23 protein-coding genes are annotated in these 18,851 nt (G+C 70.8%); 15 read left to right on the top strand and 8 right to left on the bottom strand.

What is annotated here, in order from left to right:
* The first annotated feature begins 79 nt into the window (after positions 1-79).
* From YIM_RS23470 to YIM_RS23435, 8 genes are all read left to right on the top strand, one after another.
* Complete coding sequence (locus YIM_RS23470) at positions 80-865, top strand: alpha/beta fold hydrolase (RefSeq protein ID WP_194240270.1); 786 nt, start codon at positions 80-82, stop codon at positions 863-865.
* Positions 866-975: 110 nt separating this feature from the next.
* On the top strand, positions 976-1,128 hold the full coding sequence (locus YIM_RS23465; protein ID WP_153032386.1) for a hypothetical protein: 153 nt from the start codon (positions 976-978) through the stop codon (positions 1,126-1,128).
* Positions 1,129-1,228: 100 nt separating this feature from the next.
* Entirely contained in the window at positions 1,229-1,426 is a 198-nt protein-coding gene (locus tag YIM_RS23460; RefSeq protein ID WP_153032385.1) for a DUF2795 domain-containing protein, read from the top strand.
* Between the two features lie 44 nt (positions 1,427-1,470).
* Positions 1,471-2,211, top strand: a complete 741-nt coding sequence (locus YIM_RS23455) for an ANTAR domain-containing response regulator (RefSeq protein ID WP_153032384.1) — start codon at positions 1,471-1,473, stop codon at positions 2,209-2,211.
* Between the two features lie 230 nt (positions 2,212-2,441).
* Positions 2,442-3,002: a hemerythrin domain-containing protein gene (locus tag YIM_RS23450; RefSeq protein WP_153032383.1), complete on the top strand. Its 561-nt coding sequence runs from the start codon at positions 2,442-2,444 to the stop codon at positions 3,000-3,002.
* Between the two features lie 5 nt (positions 3,003-3,007).
* Positions 3,008-3,937, top strand: a complete 930-nt coding sequence (locus YIM_RS23445; RefSeq protein ID WP_153032382.1) for a YihY/virulence factor BrkB family protein — start codon at positions 3,008-3,010, stop codon at positions 3,935-3,937.
* Between the two features lie 102 nt (positions 3,938-4,039).
* Positions 4,040-5,164, top strand: coding sequence for a sensor histidine kinase (locus YIM_RS23440; protein WP_153032381.1), 1,125 nt, complete (start codon positions 4,040-4,042; stop codon positions 5,162-5,164).
* The gene (locus YIM_RS23435; protein WP_153032380.1) at positions 5,157-6,245 is read left to right on the top strand and encodes a hypothetical protein; all 1,089 of its coding nucleotides are present in this window, start codon (positions 5,157-5,159) and stop codon (positions 6,243-6,245) included. Before YIM_RS23440 ends, YIM_RS23435 begins: the two co-directional genes overlap by 8 nt.
* A 33-nt stretch (positions 6,246-6,278) precedes the next feature.
* On the opposite strand, the gene YIM_RS23430 is transcribed toward YIM_RS23435, so the two are convergent.
* From YIM_RS23430 to YIM_RS23420, 4 genes are all read right to left on the bottom strand, one after another.
* Complete coding sequence (locus tag YIM_RS23430) at positions 6,279-6,929, bottom strand: dienelactone hydrolase family protein (protein WP_153032379.1); 651 nt, start codon at positions 6,927-6,929, stop codon at positions 6,279-6,281.
* Between the two features lie 38 nt (positions 6,930-6,967).
* Positions 6,968-7,066 carry an erythromycin esterase family protein gene (locus YIM_RS48655; RefSeq protein WP_194240269.1) on the bottom strand — a complete coding sequence of 33 codons (99 nt, stop codon included), beginning with the start codon at positions 7,064-7,066 and terminating at the stop codon, positions 6,968-6,970.
* Entirely contained in the window at positions 7,063-8,394 is a 1,332-nt protein-coding gene (locus tag YIM_RS23425) for an MFS transporter (protein WP_153032378.1), read from the bottom strand. Before YIM_RS23425 ends, YIM_RS48655 begins: the two co-directional genes overlap by 4 nt.
* Before the next feature lie 137 nt (positions 8,395-8,531).
* A complete protein-coding gene (locus YIM_RS23420; RefSeq protein ID WP_153032377.1) occupies positions 8,532-9,440 on the bottom strand; it encodes a LysR family transcriptional regulator in 909 nt (302 codons plus the stop codon).
* A 109-nt stretch (positions 9,441-9,549) separates the two neighbouring features.
* Between YIM_RS23420 and YIM_RS23415 the strand changes: the two genes are divergently transcribed.
* The 4 genes from YIM_RS23415 to YIM_RS23400 are packed head-to-tail and all read left to right on the top strand — an operon-like array spanning position 9,550 to position 13,911.
* Positions 9,550-10,446, top strand: a complete 897-nt coding sequence (locus YIM_RS23415) for a CoA transferase subunit A (protein ID WP_153037196.1) — start codon at positions 9,550-9,552, stop codon at positions 10,444-10,446.
* Between the two features lie 11 nt (positions 10,447-10,457).
* Positions 10,458-11,249 (top strand): CoA-transferase subunit beta, encoded by a 792-nt coding sequence (locus tag YIM_RS23410; RefSeq protein ID WP_153032376.1) that lies wholly within the window; start codon positions 10,458-10,460, stop codon positions 11,247-11,249.
* Positions 11,250-11,260: 11 nt separating this feature from the next.
* Complete coding sequence (locus tag YIM_RS23405) at positions 11,261-12,754, top strand: 3-hydroxyacyl-CoA dehydrogenase (RefSeq protein WP_153032375.1); 1,494 nt, start codon at positions 11,261-11,263, stop codon at positions 12,752-12,754.
* A complete protein-coding gene (locus tag YIM_RS23400) occupies positions 12,751-13,911 on the top strand; it encodes an acyl-CoA dehydrogenase family protein (RefSeq protein ID WP_153032374.1) in 1,161 nt (386 codons plus the stop codon). Before YIM_RS23405 ends, YIM_RS23400 begins: the two co-directional genes overlap by 4 nt.
* A 9-nt stretch (positions 13,912-13,920) precedes the next feature.
* Here YIM_RS23400 and YIM_RS23395 read toward each other — a convergent pair whose 3' ends face one another.
* Positions 13,921-14,253, bottom strand: a complete 333-nt coding sequence (locus YIM_RS23395) for a MerR family transcriptional regulator (RefSeq protein ID WP_153032373.1) — start codon at positions 14,251-14,253, stop codon at positions 13,921-13,923.
* A 171-nt stretch (positions 14,254-14,424) separates the two neighbouring features.
* On the opposite strand from YIM_RS23395, the gene YIM_RS23390 reads away from it, so the two are divergent.
* Complete coding sequence (locus YIM_RS23390) at positions 14,425-14,856, top strand: Hsp20/alpha crystallin family protein (RefSeq protein WP_153037195.1); 432 nt, start codon at positions 14,425-14,427, stop codon at positions 14,854-14,856.
* 59 nt (positions 14,857-14,915) lie between these two features.
* Positions 14,916-15,392: a DivIVA domain-containing protein gene (locus tag YIM_RS23385; protein WP_153032372.1), complete on the top strand. Its 477-nt coding sequence runs from the start codon at positions 14,916-14,918 to the stop codon at positions 15,390-15,392.
* Between the two features lie 9 nt (positions 15,393-15,401).
* On the opposite strand, the gene YIM_RS23380 is transcribed toward YIM_RS23385, so the two are convergent.
* Both YIM_RS23380 and YIM_RS23375 read right to left on the bottom strand, forming a co-directional pair.
* Positions 15,402-15,845: a GNAT family N-acetyltransferase gene (locus YIM_RS23380; protein WP_153032371.1), complete on the bottom strand. Its 444-nt coding sequence runs from the start codon at positions 15,843-15,845 to the stop codon at positions 15,402-15,404.
* A gap of 229 nt (positions 15,846-16,074) precedes the next feature.
* On the bottom strand, positions 16,075-16,659 hold the full coding sequence (locus YIM_RS23375) for a TetR/AcrR family transcriptional regulator (protein ID WP_153032370.1): 585 nt from the start codon (positions 16,657-16,659) through the stop codon (positions 16,075-16,077).
* A gap of 50 nt (positions 16,660-16,709) precedes the next feature.
* On the opposite strand from YIM_RS23375, the gene YIM_RS23370 reads away from it, so the two are divergent.
* Positions 16,710-17,657 carry an SDR family NAD(P)-dependent oxidoreductase gene (locus tag YIM_RS23370; RefSeq protein ID WP_153032369.1) on the top strand — a complete coding sequence of 316 codons (948 nt, stop codon included), beginning with the start codon at positions 16,710-16,712 and terminating at the stop codon, positions 17,655-17,657.
* A gap of 190 nt (positions 17,658-17,847) precedes the next feature.
* Here YIM_RS23370 and YIM_RS23365 read toward each other — a convergent pair whose 3' ends face one another.
* A complete protein-coding gene (locus YIM_RS23365) occupies positions 17,848-18,612 on the bottom strand; it encodes a FadR/GntR family transcriptional regulator (protein ID WP_194240268.1) in 765 nt (254 codons plus the stop codon).
* Between the last annotated feature and the right edge of the window lie 239 nt (positions 18,613-18,851).

Raw genomic sequence — 18,851 nt, 5'->3', positions numbered from 1 at the left:
TGCCGTTCCGCTGGGTGCCACCACCGGAACCGCGGACGCCACCTCGGGTAATCAGCTCCGCCTGTCCACCGGGGTCACCGTGCACTACGCCGACCGTGGCACGGGCCGACCGCTGGTCTTCGTTCCCGGCTGGATGGCCACCACCGAGTTCTTCGGCCACCAGCTGACCCACTTCGCCGGTAGCCACCGCGTGCTCAGCTACGATCCGCGCAGCCAAGGAAGATCGGAGAAAACGCCGCAGGGCAACAACTTCACCACCCGCGGCCAGGATCTCGACGCCTTCCTGCGCGCGCTCGGCCTGACCGGCGCGGTGCTGGTCGGCTTCTCCTACGGCTCCTACGACGTGTTCGCCTACCTGCGCGACTTCGGCTTCGACCGGGTCGCCGGGGTGGTCGTGCTGGACCAGCCGCCGAAGAGCTGGGCCGCCGCGGGCGACCCGGCCTGGTCGGAGTCACCGCTCGTCCCGGCGGGCCTGCCCGCCATCATGCGTGCCGCGGTGGACGACCGCACCGCGTTCTGGACCGAGCAGGTGAAGATCATGCTGGCCAAGCCACCGTCCACACCGGACACCGATCCGGAGGTGGCCTGGGCCATGCGGCAGGGCCTGCTGATGCCGCAGGACCCGGCGATCGCCGTTCTCGGTGACGGCATGTGCTCCGACTTCACCGCCGTGGCCACCGAAACCGCGGCGACCGTGCCCACGCTCGTCTACTCCAGGGACGACTGGCTGCCCACCGCGCAGGCCTGGGTCACCGAGCACATGCCCTCCGCCGAGTTCGCCGAAATGCCCACGCACATGGGCTTCTACGTGGCCCCGGGTCCGTTCAACGACCGGTTGGAGGCATTCCTCGCCACCCTCGGCTGAGGAGACCGGGGCGCTCCGGTGACACCGGCTCCGAGCAGGAGTACGGTTCTCCCAGGTGCGCCGGGAAGTCTGGTCGGCAGTTGTTCGCTGCGACCGAGAGGGGCTTTCCGATGTCCGCCGATTCCGCGCTCGTTCACCTGGCCGAACTCGATTCTTCGACGATCGGCCTGGCGGGCGGCGAGGCCGCCGGGCTCGGCGAGCTGATCAGGGCTCCCGCGGTGCGCCGCGCGCTCGGTGCCGACCTCGCCGCCGGACCGGAGTGATCGCGCCGACACCCGTCGCCGTGATTGACCATCGCGGTCGTGTTTGCCGGTGTTGTCGCCGGGTACCGCCGATGGGACCCACGATTGACAGGAGGAACTCATGGCCAAGGCGAATCCCATCGAAGTCCAGAAGCACCTTTCCGGCGTCGACTACCCGGCCGGCCGGGACGACCTGGTGGCCGCGGCGCGGTCCAACGGTGCCGACGACAACGCCCTGAAACCCCCTTTCACCAGGTGTGATGCCCAGGCCCGGCTCGGCGCGCGGACCAGGGGAACGCCGCTGACCATCGTGTCGTGATTTCCCGAGCGGTGAGCGAACCTCGCCCACCTGGAGGAGTCCTGATGAACGGAGATCTGCTGGCCCGGGAGTTCGCCGGGCTCACCCGCTCGCTGCTGACCGCGTCGAGCGTGGCGGAGGTGCTCGGCCACGTCGCCGACGCGGCCGATCGGCTGATCCCCGGGGCGGACGTGGTCAGCGTGAGCCTGCGTGACCAGAGCGACCAACTGCACACGCCGGTCCACAGCGCCCCCGTCGCCGAAGAACTGGACCGGCTGCAGAACCAGTTCCAGGAGGGGCCGTGCCTGGACGCCGCCCAGCCGAGCGGCCCCGCCTCCGGGGGCAGTTCCGACCTGGCGGAGGACGAGAACTGGCCGAAGTTCGGCCCCGCCGCCGCGGCGCTCGGTTTCACCTCGGTGTGGTCGACCGCCCTGCTGCCCGATCCCGGAGATCTGCTGCGCACCCGCGGCGCGCTGAACGTCTTCTCGCGCGGGAAGCTCGGTGAGCGCGCCGCCGACATCTCGCTGCTGCTGTCCACGCACGCGGCACTGGCCATCGCGCACACCCACGCGATCACAAAAACCGAGTTGCAGCAGGTGCAACTACGCCGGGCCATCGACAGCCGGGACGTGATCGGGCAGGCAAAGGGCATTCTGATGGCCCGGCGCGGGATGACCGCCGACGAGGCGTTCGCGGTGCTGCGCCGGACTTCGCAGGACCTCAACATCAAGCTCGCCGAGCTGGCCCGCACGCTGACCACCCGGCACACCGACCTGGATCTCCCCGGCCCGACCTCGAAGCCGTGAGCGCGCGGACCACCGCCCGCTCGCCGATCGCGCGCACCACGACTTCACCGCGCACATGCTCGGCCACCTGCTCACCAAGTCGCCGGCGGGCCGTCCCCCGCCGGGGATTTCCGCCGAAGAGGCGCCGGCCGCCGCCCGGTTGATGTAATGCGGCGGCATCCCGGCCGAACTGGCACTGCCGGTACTCGTCTGCCGCGCATGGGCGGGTACCGGCTGGGTATGCCGGAGCCATGGACCGAACTCCCGAAAACCACGAAGACATCGTCGATTTCCTGAAGCGCCAGCACACCGAGATCAGGGCGTTGTTCGCCGAGGTGGAGAAGAGCACCGGGGAACACCGCCGGGACCGGTTCCGTGAACTGGTCCGCCTGCTCGCGGTGCACGAGACCGCCGAGGAAGAAGTGGTGCACCCGGCCGTGCGCGACCTCACCGGCGGGAAATCGGTGGTCGAGGCCCGCCTCGGCGAGGAGCACCGCGCCAAGGAACTGCTGTCCACTTTGGACAAGATGGGACCGGGCAAGGACGGGTTCGACACCCTCCTGGTGCAGTTGCGCGACGACGTGCTGGCCCATGCCGAACACGAGGAGCGCGAGGAGTTCCCGCTGCTGCGCAAGCAACTCAGCCCGGAACGGCGGCGGGCGATGGCCTCCACCGCGAAGACCGCGGAGTCGATCGCCCCGACCCGCCCGCATCCCGGCATCGAGGGTTCGACGGCGAACCTGCTGCTCGGCCCGCCGGTCGCGATCATGGACCGCGCCAGGGACGCCATCCGCTCGGTGCTGAATCGCTGAGCGCCATGGCTGACGGGCCCACCGACCTGTCACGGCGCACGTGGTGGCAGGTGCTCAAGCGCACGGTCGAGCAGTTCCGGCGGGACGGCCTGACCGACTGGGCAGCGGCGCTGACCTACTACAGCGTGCTGTCGCTCTTCCCGGCGATCATCGTGCTCAGCGCGGTGCTCGGCCTCCTCGGGCCGGGCACCATCGGGGTGCTGACCGACGCGGTGGGCCGGATGGGCCCCGGTGGCGGCACCGACCTGCTGGTCGGCGCGATCCACGAGTTGCAGGGCTCGCGCGGCCTGGCCGGGCCGCTGGCCGTCATCGGCCTGGTCGGCGCGCTGTGGACGGCCTCGGGTTACGTCGGCGCGTTCATGCGGGCGTCCAACAGCATCTACGAGGTGGAAGAGGGCCGCCCGCTGTGGAAAACGCTGCCGCTGCGGGTGGGCCTGACCGCCACGCTGGTGGTGCTGCTGGCGGTCTGCGCGGCCGGCGTGGTGGCCACCGGGGGCATCGCCGACCGCGTCGGCCGCTGGCTCGGTGTCGGTTCGGCGGGCGTGCTGGTCTGGGACATCGCCAAGTGGCCGGTGCTCGCCCTGCTGATCAGCCTGGCCTTCGCCCTGCTGTACTGGGCGGCGCCGAACGTCCGCCAGCCCGGTTTCCGCTGGCTCAGCCCGGGCGGGGTGCTGGCGGTGGTGCTGTGGCTGCTCGCCTCCGGTGGTTTCGCGCTGTACGTGGCGAACTTCGGGTCCTACAACAAGACCTACGGCTCGCTGGGCGGCGTGATCGTGTTCCTCGTGTGGTTGTGGCTGTCGAACATCGCGGTCCTGCTCGGCGCCGAGTTCGACGCCGAACTGGCCCGCGGGAGCCGGATCGAGGAGGGCGCGCCACCGGAGCGGGAACCGTTCCTGCCGCCACGTGACACCGCCGCCATGGACGACCCGCCGTGACCCGGCGGACGTAGTCCGAGGCCGCCGGGTGTTCCTGTTCCGCCACGGTTGCCACCGCACGTCGGATAAGCTTCCGACGCTGGTGGCGGTGGTGGAGGGGCGATGCCGGTCGTTCAACCCGCACCGGGTGGCCCGGCCGAGCGCGAGGTCGAACGCACCGGGCGGCGGTACGCGGTGTCCGTGCGGACCGCGGTACTGCTCGTGGCCGCGTCACTGACCCTGTTCATCGTGCCCGTCGAGCGCTCCGCTCCCGTTGTCCTCGCGCTCGGCCTGTGGAGCGCCTTCTACTGGTCGCGTGCGGCGCGGTCGCAGGTCGTCGACACCGCGGTGATCGCCGCGGTCTGCCTCGGCGCGCGGTGGATCGACCCGGCCGCCGTGGCACACGACAGCACCAGCTGGGTGGTGGTCGCGGTCTCCATCACCGCGATCTGCCACCAGTGGCTGTGCGCCCCGGTTCCCGGTTTCGCGCTCACCGCCGCGCTGGTCGCGGCCTATCTGACCGGGGCGGCGATCGCCGATCCGGCGGGCTGGACCGCCTTGCTGCCCCTCTGCCTGTGGATCTTCGCCGAAGCCGCGATGTCCCGCCTGCTGCGGGCGCTGGTGGTGCGGGCGGCCCGTGCGGTGGACCACGGCACGACCAGCGGTGCCCAAGCGCGCCGGGCCACCGAGATCGCCGCGGCCCGGCGTGCCGACGAGCGGGAACACCTCGCCGCCATGCACGACACCGTGGCGGCGACCATGCTCGCCGTCGGCACCGGCATGGTCACCGGCCGCGAGCCGTGGCTGGCCGACCGCGCCGCGCGGGACCTGGAAGTGCTCTCCGGTCGCTTCGACGTCCCGGAAGGGCACTTGGACCTGACCGGCCTGATCGACGACCTGGCACACCGGAGCAGGCTCACCGTGGACTTCCGCTCGCCCGGCCCGGTTCCGGTACCCGCCGTCCCCGCCGTCGCCCTGTGCCGCTCGGCCGGAGAAGCACTGGAGAACGTCGCCCGCCACGCCGGGGTGACCACGGCCAGGATCACCCTCACCCGTTCAGCTGACGCCGTCCGGCTCGAAGTCACCGACACCGGACGCGGCTTCGATCCCGAGGCGATTTCGCCGCACCGGCGCGGGATCTCTTCGTCCATTGTGGACCGGATGGCCCGCGCGGGCGGCCGTGCCGCGGTGTCCACCGCACCGGGCCGGGGCACTCGCGTGGACCTGGAATGGCGGCCTCGTGGTTGAACTCACCGTGGCCCGGTTGTTCCGCGGACTCCGCCTGGCCACACTGCTGATCACCGCGATCTACCTCGTCGGGCTCAACCTGCCGTTGCTGCTGGCGAACGCGGCGGTCTACCGCTCCTTCACCGTCGAAGTGACGGCGTTCGCGGTACTGGTGCTCGTCGCCGGGTTCACCGGGGCGCGGATCTGGCGCGACCACCCGCTGGGCCGCTGGCGCTGGCCCGCGCTCGCCGCGGTGTTCGGCGCGTCGGCGGGCGCGGTTTTCGCCGTGCCAGCGGAACTCGTCGGCACGACGGCGGAGTGGTCCAACGGCACGATCGGCTGGCTGTGCCTGCTGCTGCTCGCCGATCGCAGTTTCACCGCGGTGCTGGTCGCGCTCGCGGCGCACCAGGTGTTCAGCTTCGGGCAGCTGGTGCTCAGCGGGCACGGGGACCGCGCGACCCTGGTCGACCTGGCGATGATCACCGCGCTCGTGCTGGGCTGCCAGCTCACCGTGGCGGTGGCGACCGCGGCGATGGGACGGCTGGCACGGGCGGCGGCGGCGAACGCCGCGCGGGAGGAACAGGTCCGGACCGCCGAAGCCGTGGCGGACCAGTTGCACCGCGACCGGCGCGAGCGGTTCACCGACCTGGCCACCCGCACGGTCCCGCTCCTGGCCAGGCTGGCGGCCGGGACGCCGGTGGCCGAGCGGGCGCCCTACGCGATGGAGGCCGCCCGGCTGCGGCGCCTGTTCGCCGAAAACGACGACGTGGCGGATCCACTGCTGCACGAACTGCGTGCTTGCGCCGAAGTCGCCGAGCACAACGGGGTCCGGGTCTTTCTCGACACCTGGGGTGAGCGCCCCGGCCTGCCGGTGGATGTGCGCCGGGCACTGACCGAGCCGGTGATGGCCTGCCTGACCGCGAGCGTCGCGGAGTCACGGGTGACCGTGCTCGGCACGCCGGAGTCCGTCACGGTCAGCGTGGTGACCGACGCACCCCCACCCCCTGAGAGCATCCGCTCGGCCGAAGTCGCCGTCACCCACCGCGAGTCCGGCGGCCGCCACTGGGTGGAGGCCCGCTGGGCGGCGGTCAGTGGGAGTTGAGCGGCGCGGATGATCTCCCGCCCCGGACAGCGCTCACTTCACCAGGTACTCGCCGAACCAGTCCGACGCCAGCCTCGCCACTTCGGCCAGTGCGCCGGGCTCCTCGAACAAGTGGGTCGCGCCGGGCACGATCTCGATGTGGTTCGGTCCACCGAGCCGCCCGGCCGCCCGCTGGTTCAGGTCGAGGACCGCCACGTCGTCCCCGCCGACGATCAGCAGGGCGGGTGCCCGCACCGCTTCCAGTGCGTCGCCGGCCAGATCCGGTCTGCCGCCGCGCGAAACCACCGCGCGCACGCCCGCCACCCTGGCCGCGGCGACCAGCGCGGCCGCCGCTCCTGTGCTCGCACCGAACAACCCGATCGGCGCACCACACACGGCCTCGCGCGCGCCGACCTGCTCGACCGCGGCGACCAGCCGATCGGCCAGCACCGGGATGTCGAACCGGAGGTGACCGGTGCGCCGGTCGGCGAGTTCCTCGCGCTCGGTCAGCAGGTCCAGCAGCAGGGTGGCGAACCCGTTGTCCTGCAAGGCTTCGGCCACGGCCCGGTTCCGGTGGCTGCGCCGGGAACTGCCGGAGCCGTGCGCGAACACCACCACCGCTCGCGCGCCTTCGGGCACGGCGAGATCCCCGGCCAGCTCCGCGTCCGACGAGCCGATGGTCACCGGGCGGGGAATCGCGCGCATGACTCATCGGATACCCACCCCGCGGAGGCGGAAACGGCTCAGTTGGCGAGCTGGGCGACGCGGGCGCAGTCGGGCCAGTCCCCCTCGACGGCGACGAAGGAGAAGCCCTTCTCCTCGATGCCGTTCGCGGTGATCATCGGACCACCGCCGCGGCGACCGGCTCGGGTGCGTCGGCGCGCTCGTCGTAGTTGGGCCGCTTCAGCAGCGCCAGCATGCAGCCCAGGGTCAGCACCACCTGGAACACCGCGAACACGATCACCGCGGTGATGGACCCGGTGACGTTGAGCAGGAACTGACCGACGATCGGCGTGGTGCCGCCGAGCAGCGTGCCGCACAGCTGGTAACACAGCGAGATGCCGGTGTAGCGCACGTGCGCGGGGAACCGGCTGGCCAGCATGCCCGCCAGCGCGGCGTAGTACAGGCAGTGCGGCACCGTGGCCACCACGACACCGACCATCGCGGCGGTGTGGTCGCCGGTTCCGATCAGCACGAACATCAGTGGCATCAGCACCAGTTCGGGCAGCAGCATCACGCACACCGCACGGCGCCAGCTGCTCATCTTCGTCGCGATCACCGCGCCCCACGGCTGCACCAGGATCTGGGTGACGTTGGCGACCAGGATGATCGTCAGGAACGAACTGCGGCTGAACCCGATGTCGGTGGTGGCCCACGACAGCGCGAAGGTGGACTTGAAGTAGGTGGCGGACAACCCGATGGTGCAGGCGCCGATGCCGAGCACGATCAGCATCGGGTGATTGCGCAGCACCTCGGTGAGCGGCAGCTTGGCCACCTTCCTGGCCTCGATCAGCCCGGCCATGGCGGGCGATTCGGTGACCTTCAGCCGGATGAACAGCCCGACCACGACCAGCAGCGCCGAGGCCAGGAACGGGATCCGCCAGCCCCACCCGACGAACGCCTCGTCCGGCAGCTGGCTGATGGTCAGGAAGCTGACCGTGCTCAGCGTGTTGCCCACCGGCGAGCCCTGCTGCGCGAACGCACCGTACAAAATGGACTTCCCCTTGGGCGCGTGCTCGGAGGCGATCAGCACGGAACCGCCCCACTCGCCGCCGAGCCCGATGCCCTGCACCATCCGGATCAGCACGAGCAGGATCGGCGCGGCCACGCCGATCGTCGCGTAACCGGGCAGCACGCCGATCAGCGTGGTCGAGATGCCCATCAGCAGCAGCGTGAAAACAAGTGTCTTCTTGCGGCCGAGCCGGTCGCCGATGTGGCCGAAGATGATGCCGCCGAGTGGCCTGGCCAGGAAACCGACCCAGAAGGTGGCGAAGGCGACCAGGGTGCCGAGCGCCCCGTCGAGTTCGGGGAAGAACACCTTGTCGAACACCAGCGCGGAGGCGGTGCCGTAGATGTAGAAGTCGAACCACTCGATGGTGGAGCCGATGAACGCCCCGATGCCCGCGCGTTTCGCGGTGGCGTTCGCGCCGCGCTCGGTCGCCGCACCCATGCCGTCTCCTTGGATCGCCGTTGTCCCAGGGAAACGGCGCCTTCGGCGCCCACGTCCCTGTGCTGGCCGGAACGATGCCAGCCGCAACCGAGACAAGTCCAATACCGAATGGGCCAGTCAGTGATCTCCCGAGCGTCTCAATCGTCTCCCGCGGCACTGGGGGTGGGCAGCGCTTCCTCGGCCACCGCGAGCACGGTCCGCAGCGCGGCGGACGGGTTGTCCGCCCGCCAGGCCAGCGCGGCCTGCAACCGCATCCCCCGGCCGGCGAGGCGCCGGTACACCAGGCCGGTCTGCTGGATGTGCTGGCAGGAGGTGAGGGTCAGCGTCACGCCCACTCCCGCGGCGACCAGCGCCAAGATCGTGTACGAGTCCGGGGCTTCCTGGACCACCTTCGGCGTGAAGCCGCCCTCGGCGCAGGCCTTGACGGTGGCCTCGCGAACGGTGGAGCCGGCGTTCGCGGGAAAGCTGACGAAGACCTCGGAGGCCAGTTCCTCGATCGGGATGCGCTGGCGCCTGGCCAGCCGGTGGTCCGAGGGCAGCGCGCAGATCAGCTCCTCCTCGTCGATGACCCTGGCCCGCACGCCCGGCTGGGTGACCGGCAGGCGCACAAAACCGAGGTCGAGCGAGCCGTCGGCGACGCGGTCGAGCGCCACGTTGGCGTAGGTCTGCCCGCGCATCACCAGTTCGAGTCCGGGGTGCGCGGCCCGCACCGCCCTGGTCAGCAGCGGCAGCGACTCGTGGCTCGACGCGCCGGCGAAGCCGACGGTGACCCGGCCGAACTCCCCGCGCCCGGCCGCCTTCGCCGCGCGGGTGGCGAGGTCGAGGTCGTCGAGCACGGTGCGCACCGGGCCGAGAAAGGACTCGCCGGCGCTGGTCAGGCGCACCGATCGGGTGTTGCGCTCGAACAGCGCGACCCCCAGTTCCCGTTCGAGCTGGCGGATCTGCTGGCTCAACGGTGGCTGCGCCATCCGCAGGCGCTTCGCCGCGCGGCCGAAGTGCAGTTCCTCGGCGACCGCGAGAAAGGCGTTCAGATGGCGAAGTTCCATGACGCACCCCGATTGATCCGTATCAGATATCAATCTCACCTTAATTCGGTATTGGACTCTGCTCAATGGCACCTGGCACGGTGAAGCGGTGACCGACAAGACCACCACGATGGCCGACGCCGTCGCCGCTTTTGTGCACGACGGCGACACCGTCGCGCTCGAAGGGTTCACGCACCTGATCCCGACCGCGGCGGGGCACGAGATCATCCGGCAGGGCCGCCGCGGCCTCACCGTGGTCCGGATGACCGCGGACATCGTGGTGGACCAGCTGCTCGCGGGCGGCTGCGTGCGCAAGCTGGTGTCCTCGTTCGTCGGCAACTCGTCGGCGGGCTCGCTCGGAGAACTGCGGCGGCGGATCGAACGCGCCGACCCCGAACCGCTGGATTTCGAGGAGTACAGCCACTACGGCATGATCTGCCGCTACCTCGCCGGTGCGCAGCGGCTGCCGTTCTACCCGCTGCGCTCGTACGCGGGCAGTGACCTGCCCTCGGTCAATCCCGGCATCCGCAAGGTGCGCTCACCGTATGAGGACGAGCAGGTGTACGTGGTGCCGCCGGTCCACCCCGACGTGACGATCGTCCACGCCCAGCGGGCCGACCGGTCCGGCAACACCCAGGTGTGGGGGCTGACCGGCGTCCAGGCCGAAGCCGTGTACGCGGCGAAGAAGGCGGTCGTGGTGGTCGAGGAGGTCGTCGACGACGACGTGATCCGGCGCGATCCCAACCGCACGCTCATCCCCGCGCACGCGGTCGACGCCGTGGTGCCCTGCCCGCGTGGCGCGCACCCGTCGTTCGCGCAGGGGTACTACGACCGGGACAACGCGTTCTACCGCGTCTGGTCGGCGATCAGCGCGGATCCGGCGCGCCTGCGCGACTGGCTGGCGGAGTGGGTGCTGGGCACCCGCGACCACGCCGAGTACGTGGCGAAGCTGGGTGAGCGCTACTGGGACGGCCTGGCCGTTGACGAAGCGATGAGCCTGCCGGTGAACTACGGTCGGCGACGGTGACGGGAGCACGCATGACGTCCACATCGGACACGTCGGACACATTGCACACCGCGACCTCCTCGGAACTGCTTTCCGTGGTGGCGTCCAGGGAACTGGCCGGGAAGCGCACGGTGTTCGCCGGGATCGGCCTTCCCACGCTGGCCGCGTCGCTCGCCCATCTCACCGTCGCGCCGGACCTGGAGATCGTCTACGAGTCAGGGGTCTGCGGCGCGCACCCATCGCACCTGCCGGAGACCATCGCCGACGCCGTGCTGATCACCGGCGCCGAGGCGGTGCTGTCGATGCCCGCGCTGTTCGGCAACGTGCTGCAGGGCGGGCACATCGACGTCGGCTTCCTCGGCGCCGCGCAGATCGACCGCTGGGGCAACCTGAACTCCTCGGTGATCGGCGACTGGGCCGGACCGGCGGTGCGGTTGCCCGGCCCCGGCGGCGCGATGGAGGTGATGGCGAACTCCGGCGAGGTGTTTGTGGTGATGCGCCGCCACGACCCCCGGTCGTTCGTGGCGGAGCTGGACTTCTGCACCTCCCCCGGCCCCGACCGCGCGCTGGCCGACGGCATCCGGCCGCTGGGCGCCGGCGTCACCAGGGTGATCACCGAGCTGGGCATCCTCGCGCGCGCCGGTGCGGGCGAGCCGCTGCGGCTGGTCGCCGTGCACCCCGGGGTGACGGCCGATCAGGTGCGCGCGGCCACCGGCTGGCCGCTGGAGGTCGACGGCGACCTGGCCACCATCGAACCACCGGCTTCGGCCGAACTCCGTCGGTTGCGGGAAGATGTCGATCCCGGCCGCGTCTACCTGCGCTGAGGAGCGAAAACATGCGGATCAGGGTCATCGGCACCGGCGTGATGGGCCGGGGCATCGCGCAGTGGGCGGCGACCGCCGGGCACACGGTGGAACTCGCCGACGCGAGGCGGGAGGCGGTCGGCGAAGCGATCGACTTCGTCGGGCAGCTGCTCGACCGCGCGGTGGCCAAGGGGCGCATGACGGAGGCGGAGGCGGGCGCGGTTCGCGCCAGGCTGGTGCCACTGGACTCGGTGACGGCGCCGGGCGACGACGTGGACCTGGTGATCGAGGCCGTCCGCGAGGACCTGGAGACCAAGGCGGAGTTGTTCGCCGCGCTGGAAGCGGTGTTGCCGCCGACCACGATCTTCGCGACGAACACGTCCTCGCTCCCGGTCACCCGGATCGCGGCGACACTGGCCGACCCGTCGCGGCTGGCCGGGCTGCACTTCTTCAACCCGGTGCCGCTGATGAAGATCGTCGAAGTGGTGCCGGGCGCGGCCACCCGGCCCGAGCTGCCCGATGTGCTCGCCGAGCTGGTGCGCGAGTCCGGGCACCGCGCGGTGGTGGTCGCCGACACCCCCGGCTTCCTGGTCAACCACGCCGGGCGCGGACTCGTCACCGAGGCGTTCGCGCTGCTGGAGGACTCGGTCGCGGAACCGGTGGTGCTCGACCGGATCGCCCGTGACGTGCTCGGCCTGCGAATGGGCCCGTTCGAGCTGATGGACCTGACCGGCCTCGACGTGACGGCCGCCGTCATCGACTCGATCTGGACCGGGTTCCGGCACTCCGACCGGCTGCGGCCCTCGTTCCTCACGCCGAACCGGGTGGCCGCCGGACTGCTCGGGCGCAAGACCGGGCGCGGGTTCTACGACCACGACGCCGGGCCGCCGCCGGACGAACCGGCCCCCGCCGACACCGACTGTCCACTATGGATCGACGGCGCGGGGCCGGACGCCGACGCGTTGCGCGCCGCGCTGCCACGGACGTTGCCGCACCGCACGCCCGAGGCGGTCGTGCTGGTGCCGACCTGGGGCACCACGGTGTCGGCGGCGATCGCCGCACGCGGCCTGCCCGCAACCCGCACGTTCGGCGTGGACCCGCTGTCCCTGCCCACCCGCCGCCGGGTGCTGGCGGTGACTCCGGCGTCGGACCCGGAGGCGGTCCGGGCCGCCGCCGGTGCGCTCGCCGTGCACGCGGACGCGGTGTCGGTGGTGCGTGACACGCCCGGATCGGCCGCGCAACGCCTGCTCGCGTCGATCGTTTCCGTCGCCGCGTCGATCGCGGAACGCTCGCTGGCCACCCCGGAGGACATCGACCAGGCCGTCACCGCCGCACTGGGTTATCCGGCCGGACCGCTCGCCTGGGGCGATCGTGTGGGCGTCACCAGGATGCTGGAACTCCAGGAAAGCCTCCACGCCAGCACCGGCGATCCGCGGTACCGGCCCACGCGCTGGTTGCGGGAACGAGCCGAACTGGGCCTGCCACTGACCACCCCCGCCTACCCACTGCAGAAGGGCACACCGTGATTTCGCAGGATTTCGGCCTGACCGAGACGCAGCGCGACATCCGCGCCATGGCCGCCCGCTTCGTCGACGAGGAGATCGTGCCGAACGCCCGAGCGTGGGACCGCGCCGAACAGGTGGATCGCGGAATCGTGAAACGCCTGGGGGAGCTGGGTTTCCTCGGCCTGACGGTGCCCGAGTCCTACGGCGGGGTGGACGCCGACATGCTGTCCTACGTCCTGGTGACCGAGGAACTGGGGCGCGGTGACTCCGCGGTGCGCGGGATCGTGTCGGTGTCACTCGGCCTGGTCACCAAGACCATCGCCGCGCACGGCACGGACGAGCAGCGGGCACAGTGGCTGCCCCGCCTGGTCAGCGGCGACGCACTCGGCTGCTTCGCGCTCACCGAGCCCGGCACCGGCTCCGACGCCGCGTCGGTCAGCACCCGCGCCACCCGCGACGGCGGCGACTGGCTGCTCGACGGCGGCAAGATGTTCATCACCAACGGCACCTGGGCCCAGGTGGCGCTGACCTTCGCGCGCACCAGCGAGCGCGGCCTCACCGCCTTCCTGGTGCCGATGGACTCGCCGGGCGTGTCGGCCAGGGAGATCCACGGCAAGCTCGGCCTGCGCGGCCAGGCGACCGCGGAACTGACCTTCGATGCCGTGCGCGTGCCCGATTCGGCCCGGCTGGGAGAAGTGGACCGAGGGCTGGGCATCGCACTGGGCGCGCTGTCCCGCGGCCGGGTCTCGGTCGCGGCCGGAGCGGTCGGGCTGGCGCAGGCCGCGGTGGACGCCGCCGTGCGGTACTCCACCGAGCGCACGCAGTTCGGCCGCCCGATCGCCTCGTTCCAGCTGGTGCAGGAACTGCTCGCCGACTCCGCTGTGGACGTCCGGGCGTCCAGGCTGCTCACCCACCACGTGGCGCGGATCGCCGATTCCGGGGTGCCGCCGAAGGAGTACGCGACCGACGCGTCCATCGCGAAGTACCACGCGAGCGAAACCGCGGTGCGCGTCAGCAACAACTGCCTGCAGGTCTTCGGCGGCTACGGGTTCATCGACGAGTTCCCGGTGGGCAAGTACCTGCGCGACGCCCGCGTGCTGACCCTCTACGAAGGCACCAGCCAGGTGCAGAAACTGCTGATCGGGCGCGACCTCACCGGCGTCAACGCGATGCTCTGAGCACTTCGGTCAGGCGGTGTTCTTCTTGCCGCCGCGGTGATCCAGTTCGGCACGCAGGGCATCGATCTCCTCCCGCGCCGCGGACAGTTCGTCCTCCAGGCCGGCGATGCGTGCCGCGGCCTGCAGGGGGTGCCCCTGGTCGAACAGCTCCCGCAGTCGCGCGGCCTGCTCCAGCTGGCGCCGCGAGTACCGCCGATGGCCACCGGCCGAGCGTTCGGGGCTGACCACGGCGGCGGTGTCGAGGCTGCGCAGGAAGGCGATCTGCACGCCGAGCAGTTCCGCGGCCTGCCCGGTGGTGAACGCCGGGAAGTCCTGGTCGTCGAGCCTGCCCAGATCTGGCACCACTCCTCCTCCCGCAGTAGTCCATACACTTTAGGTGCGGCACCTGGTTGACACAACCTACAGTGCGCGCTAAATATTTTGACGTACCGGGAACAGAAAACTTGAGTCGCTCGTTAGCAAGGATGAGGCCGCCTCCCTGGTCGGGGCGGCACCCGAGAGGAGGACGACATGATGTTGATGCGCACCGATCCGTTCCGCGAACTCGACCGGCTCACCCAGCAGGTCTTCGGCACCCACGGCACCACCACGCGCCCGGCCGCGATGCCGATGGACGCCTACCGCGACGGCGATGACTACGTCGTGCGGTTCGACCTGCCGGGGGTCAGCGCCGAGTCGATCGACCTGGACGTGGAGCGCAACGTGCTGACCGTGCGAGCCGAGCGGCAGGCCGAGTTCGGCGACGACGTCGAGGTCAGCGTGTCCGAACGGCCGCGCGGGGTGTTCAGCAGGCAGCTGTTCCTCGGCGAGACACTCGACACCGACCGCATCGAGGCCGAGTACCACAGCGGCGTGCTGACGCTGCGCATCCCGGTCACCGAGCGGGCCAAGCCGCGCAAGATCGCCATCGGCTCCCGTGAGGACGCCAAGCAGCTCAACGCCTGATCCCATCCACTGCCCCGGTCGCCAGCGGCCGGGGCAAGGCCGCACCCCGGACACCGATCATGTTCCACACCACGCTGTTCGGTTACGACCGGACCGAAGTCGACGACCACCTGCGGCAGGCCGAACTGGCCCAGGCGCGGTTCGCGGAAGAGCACGACGCGCTCGCGGCCCGGTGCCGCGAACTCGAACGCCGCCTCACCGCCGCGCACGACCAGAACGCCGAACTGCGGGAGCGCGTCGACCTCCTGCGCCGCGAGCCGATCGACGCCGCCGCCCTGCAGGAACGGTTGCGCGGCATGCTCGACGTCGCCCGCGAGGAAGCCGCCGAGCACCTGGCCGCCGTGCGAGCCCAGGCGGACGCCGAACTCGAGCGCGCCCGCCGCGAGGTGGCCGAGCTGGACCACCTGCGCGACCGGCTCCGCGACGAGCTGGAGCGGACCGGTGTACTGCTGACGCGACTCGAATCCGCGCTGGACGAAGACATCAAGGACACCGCGAGCGTCGAAGACCAGCCGCCGCGATTGGTCGCGGCGTAGCTCCGTGCGTCACGCGTCGCCGAGCGGGATGACGTAGTGGATGAATCCGCGGTTCTCGGCGACCTGGTCGTAGAGCTTCCTGGCCTGGTGGTTGTCTTCCTTGGTGTGCCAGTAGACCCGCGAGCAGCCGCGCTCGGTGGCCCACTCCGACACCGCCTCGATCAGCGCGCGGGCGGCCCCGCGCCCGCGCGCTTCCGGGGCGGTGAACAGGTCCTGCAGGTAACACACGTCAGCGGAGGTGGTGCTGGCGTGCACCAGGAAGTGCGTGATGCCGACCAGGCGCCCGTCGAGCCGGGCGCCCAGTGCGTGCATCCGCTCGCCGGCGGCGAACTCCCGCCAGGCGCGCTCGGCGACCTCGTCCGGCAGGCCGCGACCGTAGAATTCGTTGTACCCGCGGAAAAGTTCCAGCCAAACCGGGCGGTCTTCCTCGGTCAGCGCACCTGTCTCGATCATGCGCCCACCCTACGGCGATCAGCCGGCCCAGAGTTCGTAACCGGGACGACCGGTCTGGATGACCGGTCCGGACTCCACTGCCCGCGCTGCCTGAACTTTCTCCTTGTCCGGCACCAGTGATGCGCTGCGGTCTCGGCCCGCCCCTCTCGCCACCGGCCGAGACCGCGGCACCGGTCGACTGTGGACCGCCGGTCATGCGCGGAACTTGTGCTTTTGTTGTTTCGCCTGGTCAGCCAGTCGGACCGGCGACGTCGGACCGGATCGCGCGGACCTGCATGCGCACGAGTTGTTCGACGCTGACCTGCCAGGTGTCTTTCGACAGGTGGCCGCTGAGTTCCAGTCCCGCGATACCGTGCGCGCTGGACAGGACCAGTGCGCCGTAACGGGGTGCCTCCGACTCGCCGACCACGTCCGCGACCAGCGTGAGGAAGTCGTTCTCGAGGCGGCTCGCGGCCTCGGCGGCGGCCGGTGTGCCCGCCGGAGTGCTGAACATCAGCGAATACACGTGCGGCTGCCGGCGGGCGACTCCGATGAGCGCCAGCACAGCTCGCTCCAGCCGCGCTTCCGCGGTGGCGCCGACGTCCGCGCGAAGCTGGTCCACCTCGTCCGCCAGCGAGTTCCACGCGTCGATCGCGAGCTGGGTCAGCAGATGTTCCTTGTTCTGGAAGTGCCCGTAGGGCGCGCCGCGGGAAACTCCGGCCCTGGCCCCCACCGCGCGGAGGGTCACCGCGCCGGGACCTCCCTCGTCGAGCAACTCGGAGGCGGCGCGGACGAGAGCCCGCCGAGTGGCCGCGGCGCTCTCAGTGCGTGTCACGCGGAGCAGCTTACTTGACAGTGTCATCCGAGTTGGTGACAGTAGTTCATATGACAAAGTCACATGAGTTGCTCGAAGGCCGCACCATCGTGGTCACCGGGACGACCTCCGGCCTCGGCCTCGCGCTCTCCGGCGCACTGGCCAGGGCCGGCGCCCGGCTCCTGATGACCGTTCGTGACGCCGAGCGCGGGGCGGTGGCCGTCGAACAGGTGCGAGCCGGGATCGACGGCCCCGGCTCCGCCGAAGCCGTTCTGCTCGACCTGGCCGATCTCGCCTCGGTGCGCGCCGCCGCGGCGGACATCCGGGAACGCACCGGGGACCGGGTCGACGTGCTGGTCAACAACGCCGCCGTGTCGCTGGGACCCCGCGAACGGACCCGCGACGGGTTCGAACTGCAGATCGGCACCAACCACCTCGGTCCGGCCGCGCTGACCTGGCTGCTGATGCCCGCACTGCGAGCGGCCGGGAATCCCGGGCGGCCTTCCCGGGTGGTCACGACGTCGAGCCTCGGGCACCGCACCGGCGGCCTCGACCTCACCGACCTGCACTGGGATCGCCGGCGTTACTCGCCGACGCGCGCCTACGGAGCCTCGAAGCTGGCGAACCTGCTGTTCTCCGCGGAATTCGACCGACGGCTGCGGCTCGCCGGCGACCCGGTGCTGTCGATCGCGGCCCACCCGGGGTTGACGGCGTCGGAACTGCTGAACAACGCCCTCGCCCGCCGGAACACGTGGAAGGCACGGCTGCTCGTGCTGCCGGACCGCTACCTCTCCCAGCCGGTCGCCACCGGAATCGAACCCCAGCTGCTCGCCGTCACCGGCCCGGTTCCCGGCGGCAGCTACCTGGGTCCGACCGGACCGTTCGAGATCCGCGGTCCCGCTGGTCCCGCGCGCCGCTCGGCGAAAGCGCAGAACCCGGCGCTCGCGAGCGAACTGTGGCAGGCCACGGCTTCGGTCACCGGAATCGCCCCGGACCCCGAGCTGACGGTGCGCGCGTAACGCCTCGGGCGCGGAACACGACGCCTACCACGCTGTTCTCGAAGCCATCCGATCACTCGACCCGGTGCGGGAAGCCGTTTTCCGCCCTACCACCCGGTGAACCACCGGCCGCATCCTGCGGGACCCGCCCAACAAGGCACCACGCGACATTCTCGACGCCGTCGAAGAGGCGCCCCGCGAAAGAGTGGAGTCAGCCGAAGAGGCGGCGCTGGATCTCGTGCCGGTAGTCCTCAAGCGTGTTGTCCAGATGGGTGGCAGTGGCAGCGGCCGCGGCGTCCGCGTCCCCGTCGCGGATGGCCCGCAGGATCGCCGCGTGTTCTTCGACCGCCTCGGCCGCGTGCCCGCCGACGGTGCCGTGCATGCCGATGATGTTGGACTGGCGTTGCAAACGACGCGCCTCACGCACCGCCGCGACGAGGAACTGGTTGTGCGAAGCGGCCGCGACCGCCAGATGGAACTCATCGTCGCCGCGGTCGAACAACGCCGCCTCACCGGTCACCTGCCCTTGACGGCAGGTGTCGGCGGCTGTCGCAATCGCCCGCAACTCCGCCGGGGTGGCATTAGCCGCCGCGAGACGACTCGCCGCAGTTTCCTGCACCCGGCGGAACTCGAACAACATGTACACGTGATCCAGGTCGGCGGGCAGGAAGAACCCACCCCAGCGCGCCGAACCCAGCATCCCCTCGTCATCGGCGACGTACAGACCGCGCCCCTTCTGCGCCCGCACCCGCCCGATCGCCGACAGGATCTTCACCGCCTCACGCACCATGCTCCGGCTGGTGCCCAACCGGGCGGCCAACTCGTTCTCGGTGGGCATCCGATCACCCGGCCGCAGCCCCGATTCGGCGATCAACCGCAGGATTCGCTCGGCCACCAGCTCGTAACCAGGCCGGTAGGCGTCCTCGGCCGCAGTGGCATCCTGGACTGAGGTTGGTACGACTGGGCCTCCGGTCATCGAAGGATCCTACCTCCAAAGGGACCCAAGCTGCCGATAAGTCCGACCTATTCGCACTTCGGTCTTGACTGGCGGACATCGACCCAGGCTATGGTGTGACCTAGGCAACATCGCCCCGACATAAGCCGTACACATTTCACCGCACACTGCCCCGGAAGGGCCGGGCATCCACCGCGTCGATCCTGGGAGCGCTCCCAAGGCTCCTGAGGCGACCGTCCGAGGAGCGGAACGATGAGGTT

The organism is Amycolatopsis sp. YIM 10 (assembly GCF_009429145.1).
In the GTDB taxonomy this organism is placed as follows: domain Bacteria; phylum Actinomycetota; class Actinomycetes; order Mycobacteriales; family Pseudonocardiaceae; genus Amycolatopsis.
This window is presented reverse-complemented; position numbering and strand designations above follow the sequence as displayed.

Coding starts and splice junctions, on each gene's coding strand:
- YIM_RS23465 (WP_153032386.1), top strand. CDS start 976: ATGTCCGCCGATTCCGCGCTCGTTCACCTGGCCGAACTCGATTCTTCG.
- YIM_RS23460 (WP_153032385.1), top strand. CDS start 1,229: ATGGCCAAGGCGAATCCCATCGAAGTCCAGAAGCACCTTTCCGGCGTC.
- YIM_RS23455 (WP_153032384.1), top strand. CDS start 1,471: ATGAACGGAGATCTGCTGGCCCGGGAGTTCGCCGGGCTCACCCGCTCG.
- YIM_RS23450 (WP_153032383.1), top strand. CDS start 2,442: ATGGACCGAACTCCCGAAAACCACGAAGACATCGTCGATTTCCTGAAG.
- YIM_RS23445 (WP_153032382.1), top strand. CDS start 3,008: ATGGCTGACGGGCCCACCGACCTGTCACGGCGCACGTGGTGGCAGGTG.
- YIM_RS23440 (WP_153032381.1), top strand. CDS start 4,040: ATGCCGGTCGTTCAACCCGCACCGGGTGGCCCGGCCGAGCGCGAGGTC.
- YIM_RS23430 (WP_153032379.1), bottom strand. CDS start 6,929: ATGCGCGCGATTCCCCGCCCGGTGACCATCGGCTCGTCGGACGCGGAG.
- YIM_RS48655 (WP_194240269.1), bottom strand. CDS start 7,066: ATGATCACCGCGAACGGCATCGAGGAGAAGGGCTTCTCCTTCGTCGCC.
- YIM_RS23425 (WP_153032378.1), bottom strand. CDS start 8,394: ATGGGTGCGGCGACCGAGCGCGGCGCGAACGCCACCGCGAAACGCGCG.
- YIM_RS23420 (WP_153032377.1), bottom strand. CDS start 9,440: ATGGAACTTCGCCATCTGAACGCCTTTCTCGCGGTCGCCGAGGAACTG.
- YIM_RS23415 (WP_153037196.1), top strand. CDS start 9,550: ATGGCCGACGCCGTCGCCGCTTTTGTGCACGACGGCGACACCGTCGCG.
- YIM_RS23410 (WP_153032376.1), top strand. CDS start 10,458: ATGACGTCCACATCGGACACGTCGGACACATTGCACACCGCGACCTCC.
- YIM_RS23405 (WP_153032375.1), top strand. CDS start 11,261: ATGCGGATCAGGGTCATCGGCACCGGCGTGATGGGCCGGGGCATCGCG.
- YIM_RS23390 (WP_153037195.1), top strand. CDS start 14,425: ATGTTGATGCGCACCGATCCGTTCCGCGAACTCGACCGGCTCACCCAG.
- YIM_RS23385 (WP_153032372.1), top strand. CDS start 14,916: ATGTTCCACACCACGCTGTTCGGTTACGACCGGACCGAAGTCGACGAC.
- YIM_RS23380 (WP_153032371.1), bottom strand. CDS start 15,845: ATGATCGAGACAGGTGCGCTGACCGAGGAAGACCGCCCGGTTTGGCTG.
- YIM_RS23370 (WP_153032369.1), top strand. CDS start 16,710: ATGACAAAGTCACATGAGTTGCTCGAAGGCCGCACCATCGTGGTCACC.
- YIM_RS23365 (WP_194240268.1), bottom strand. CDS start 18,612: ATGACCGGAGGCCCAGTCGTACCAACCTCAGTCCAGGATGCCACTGCG.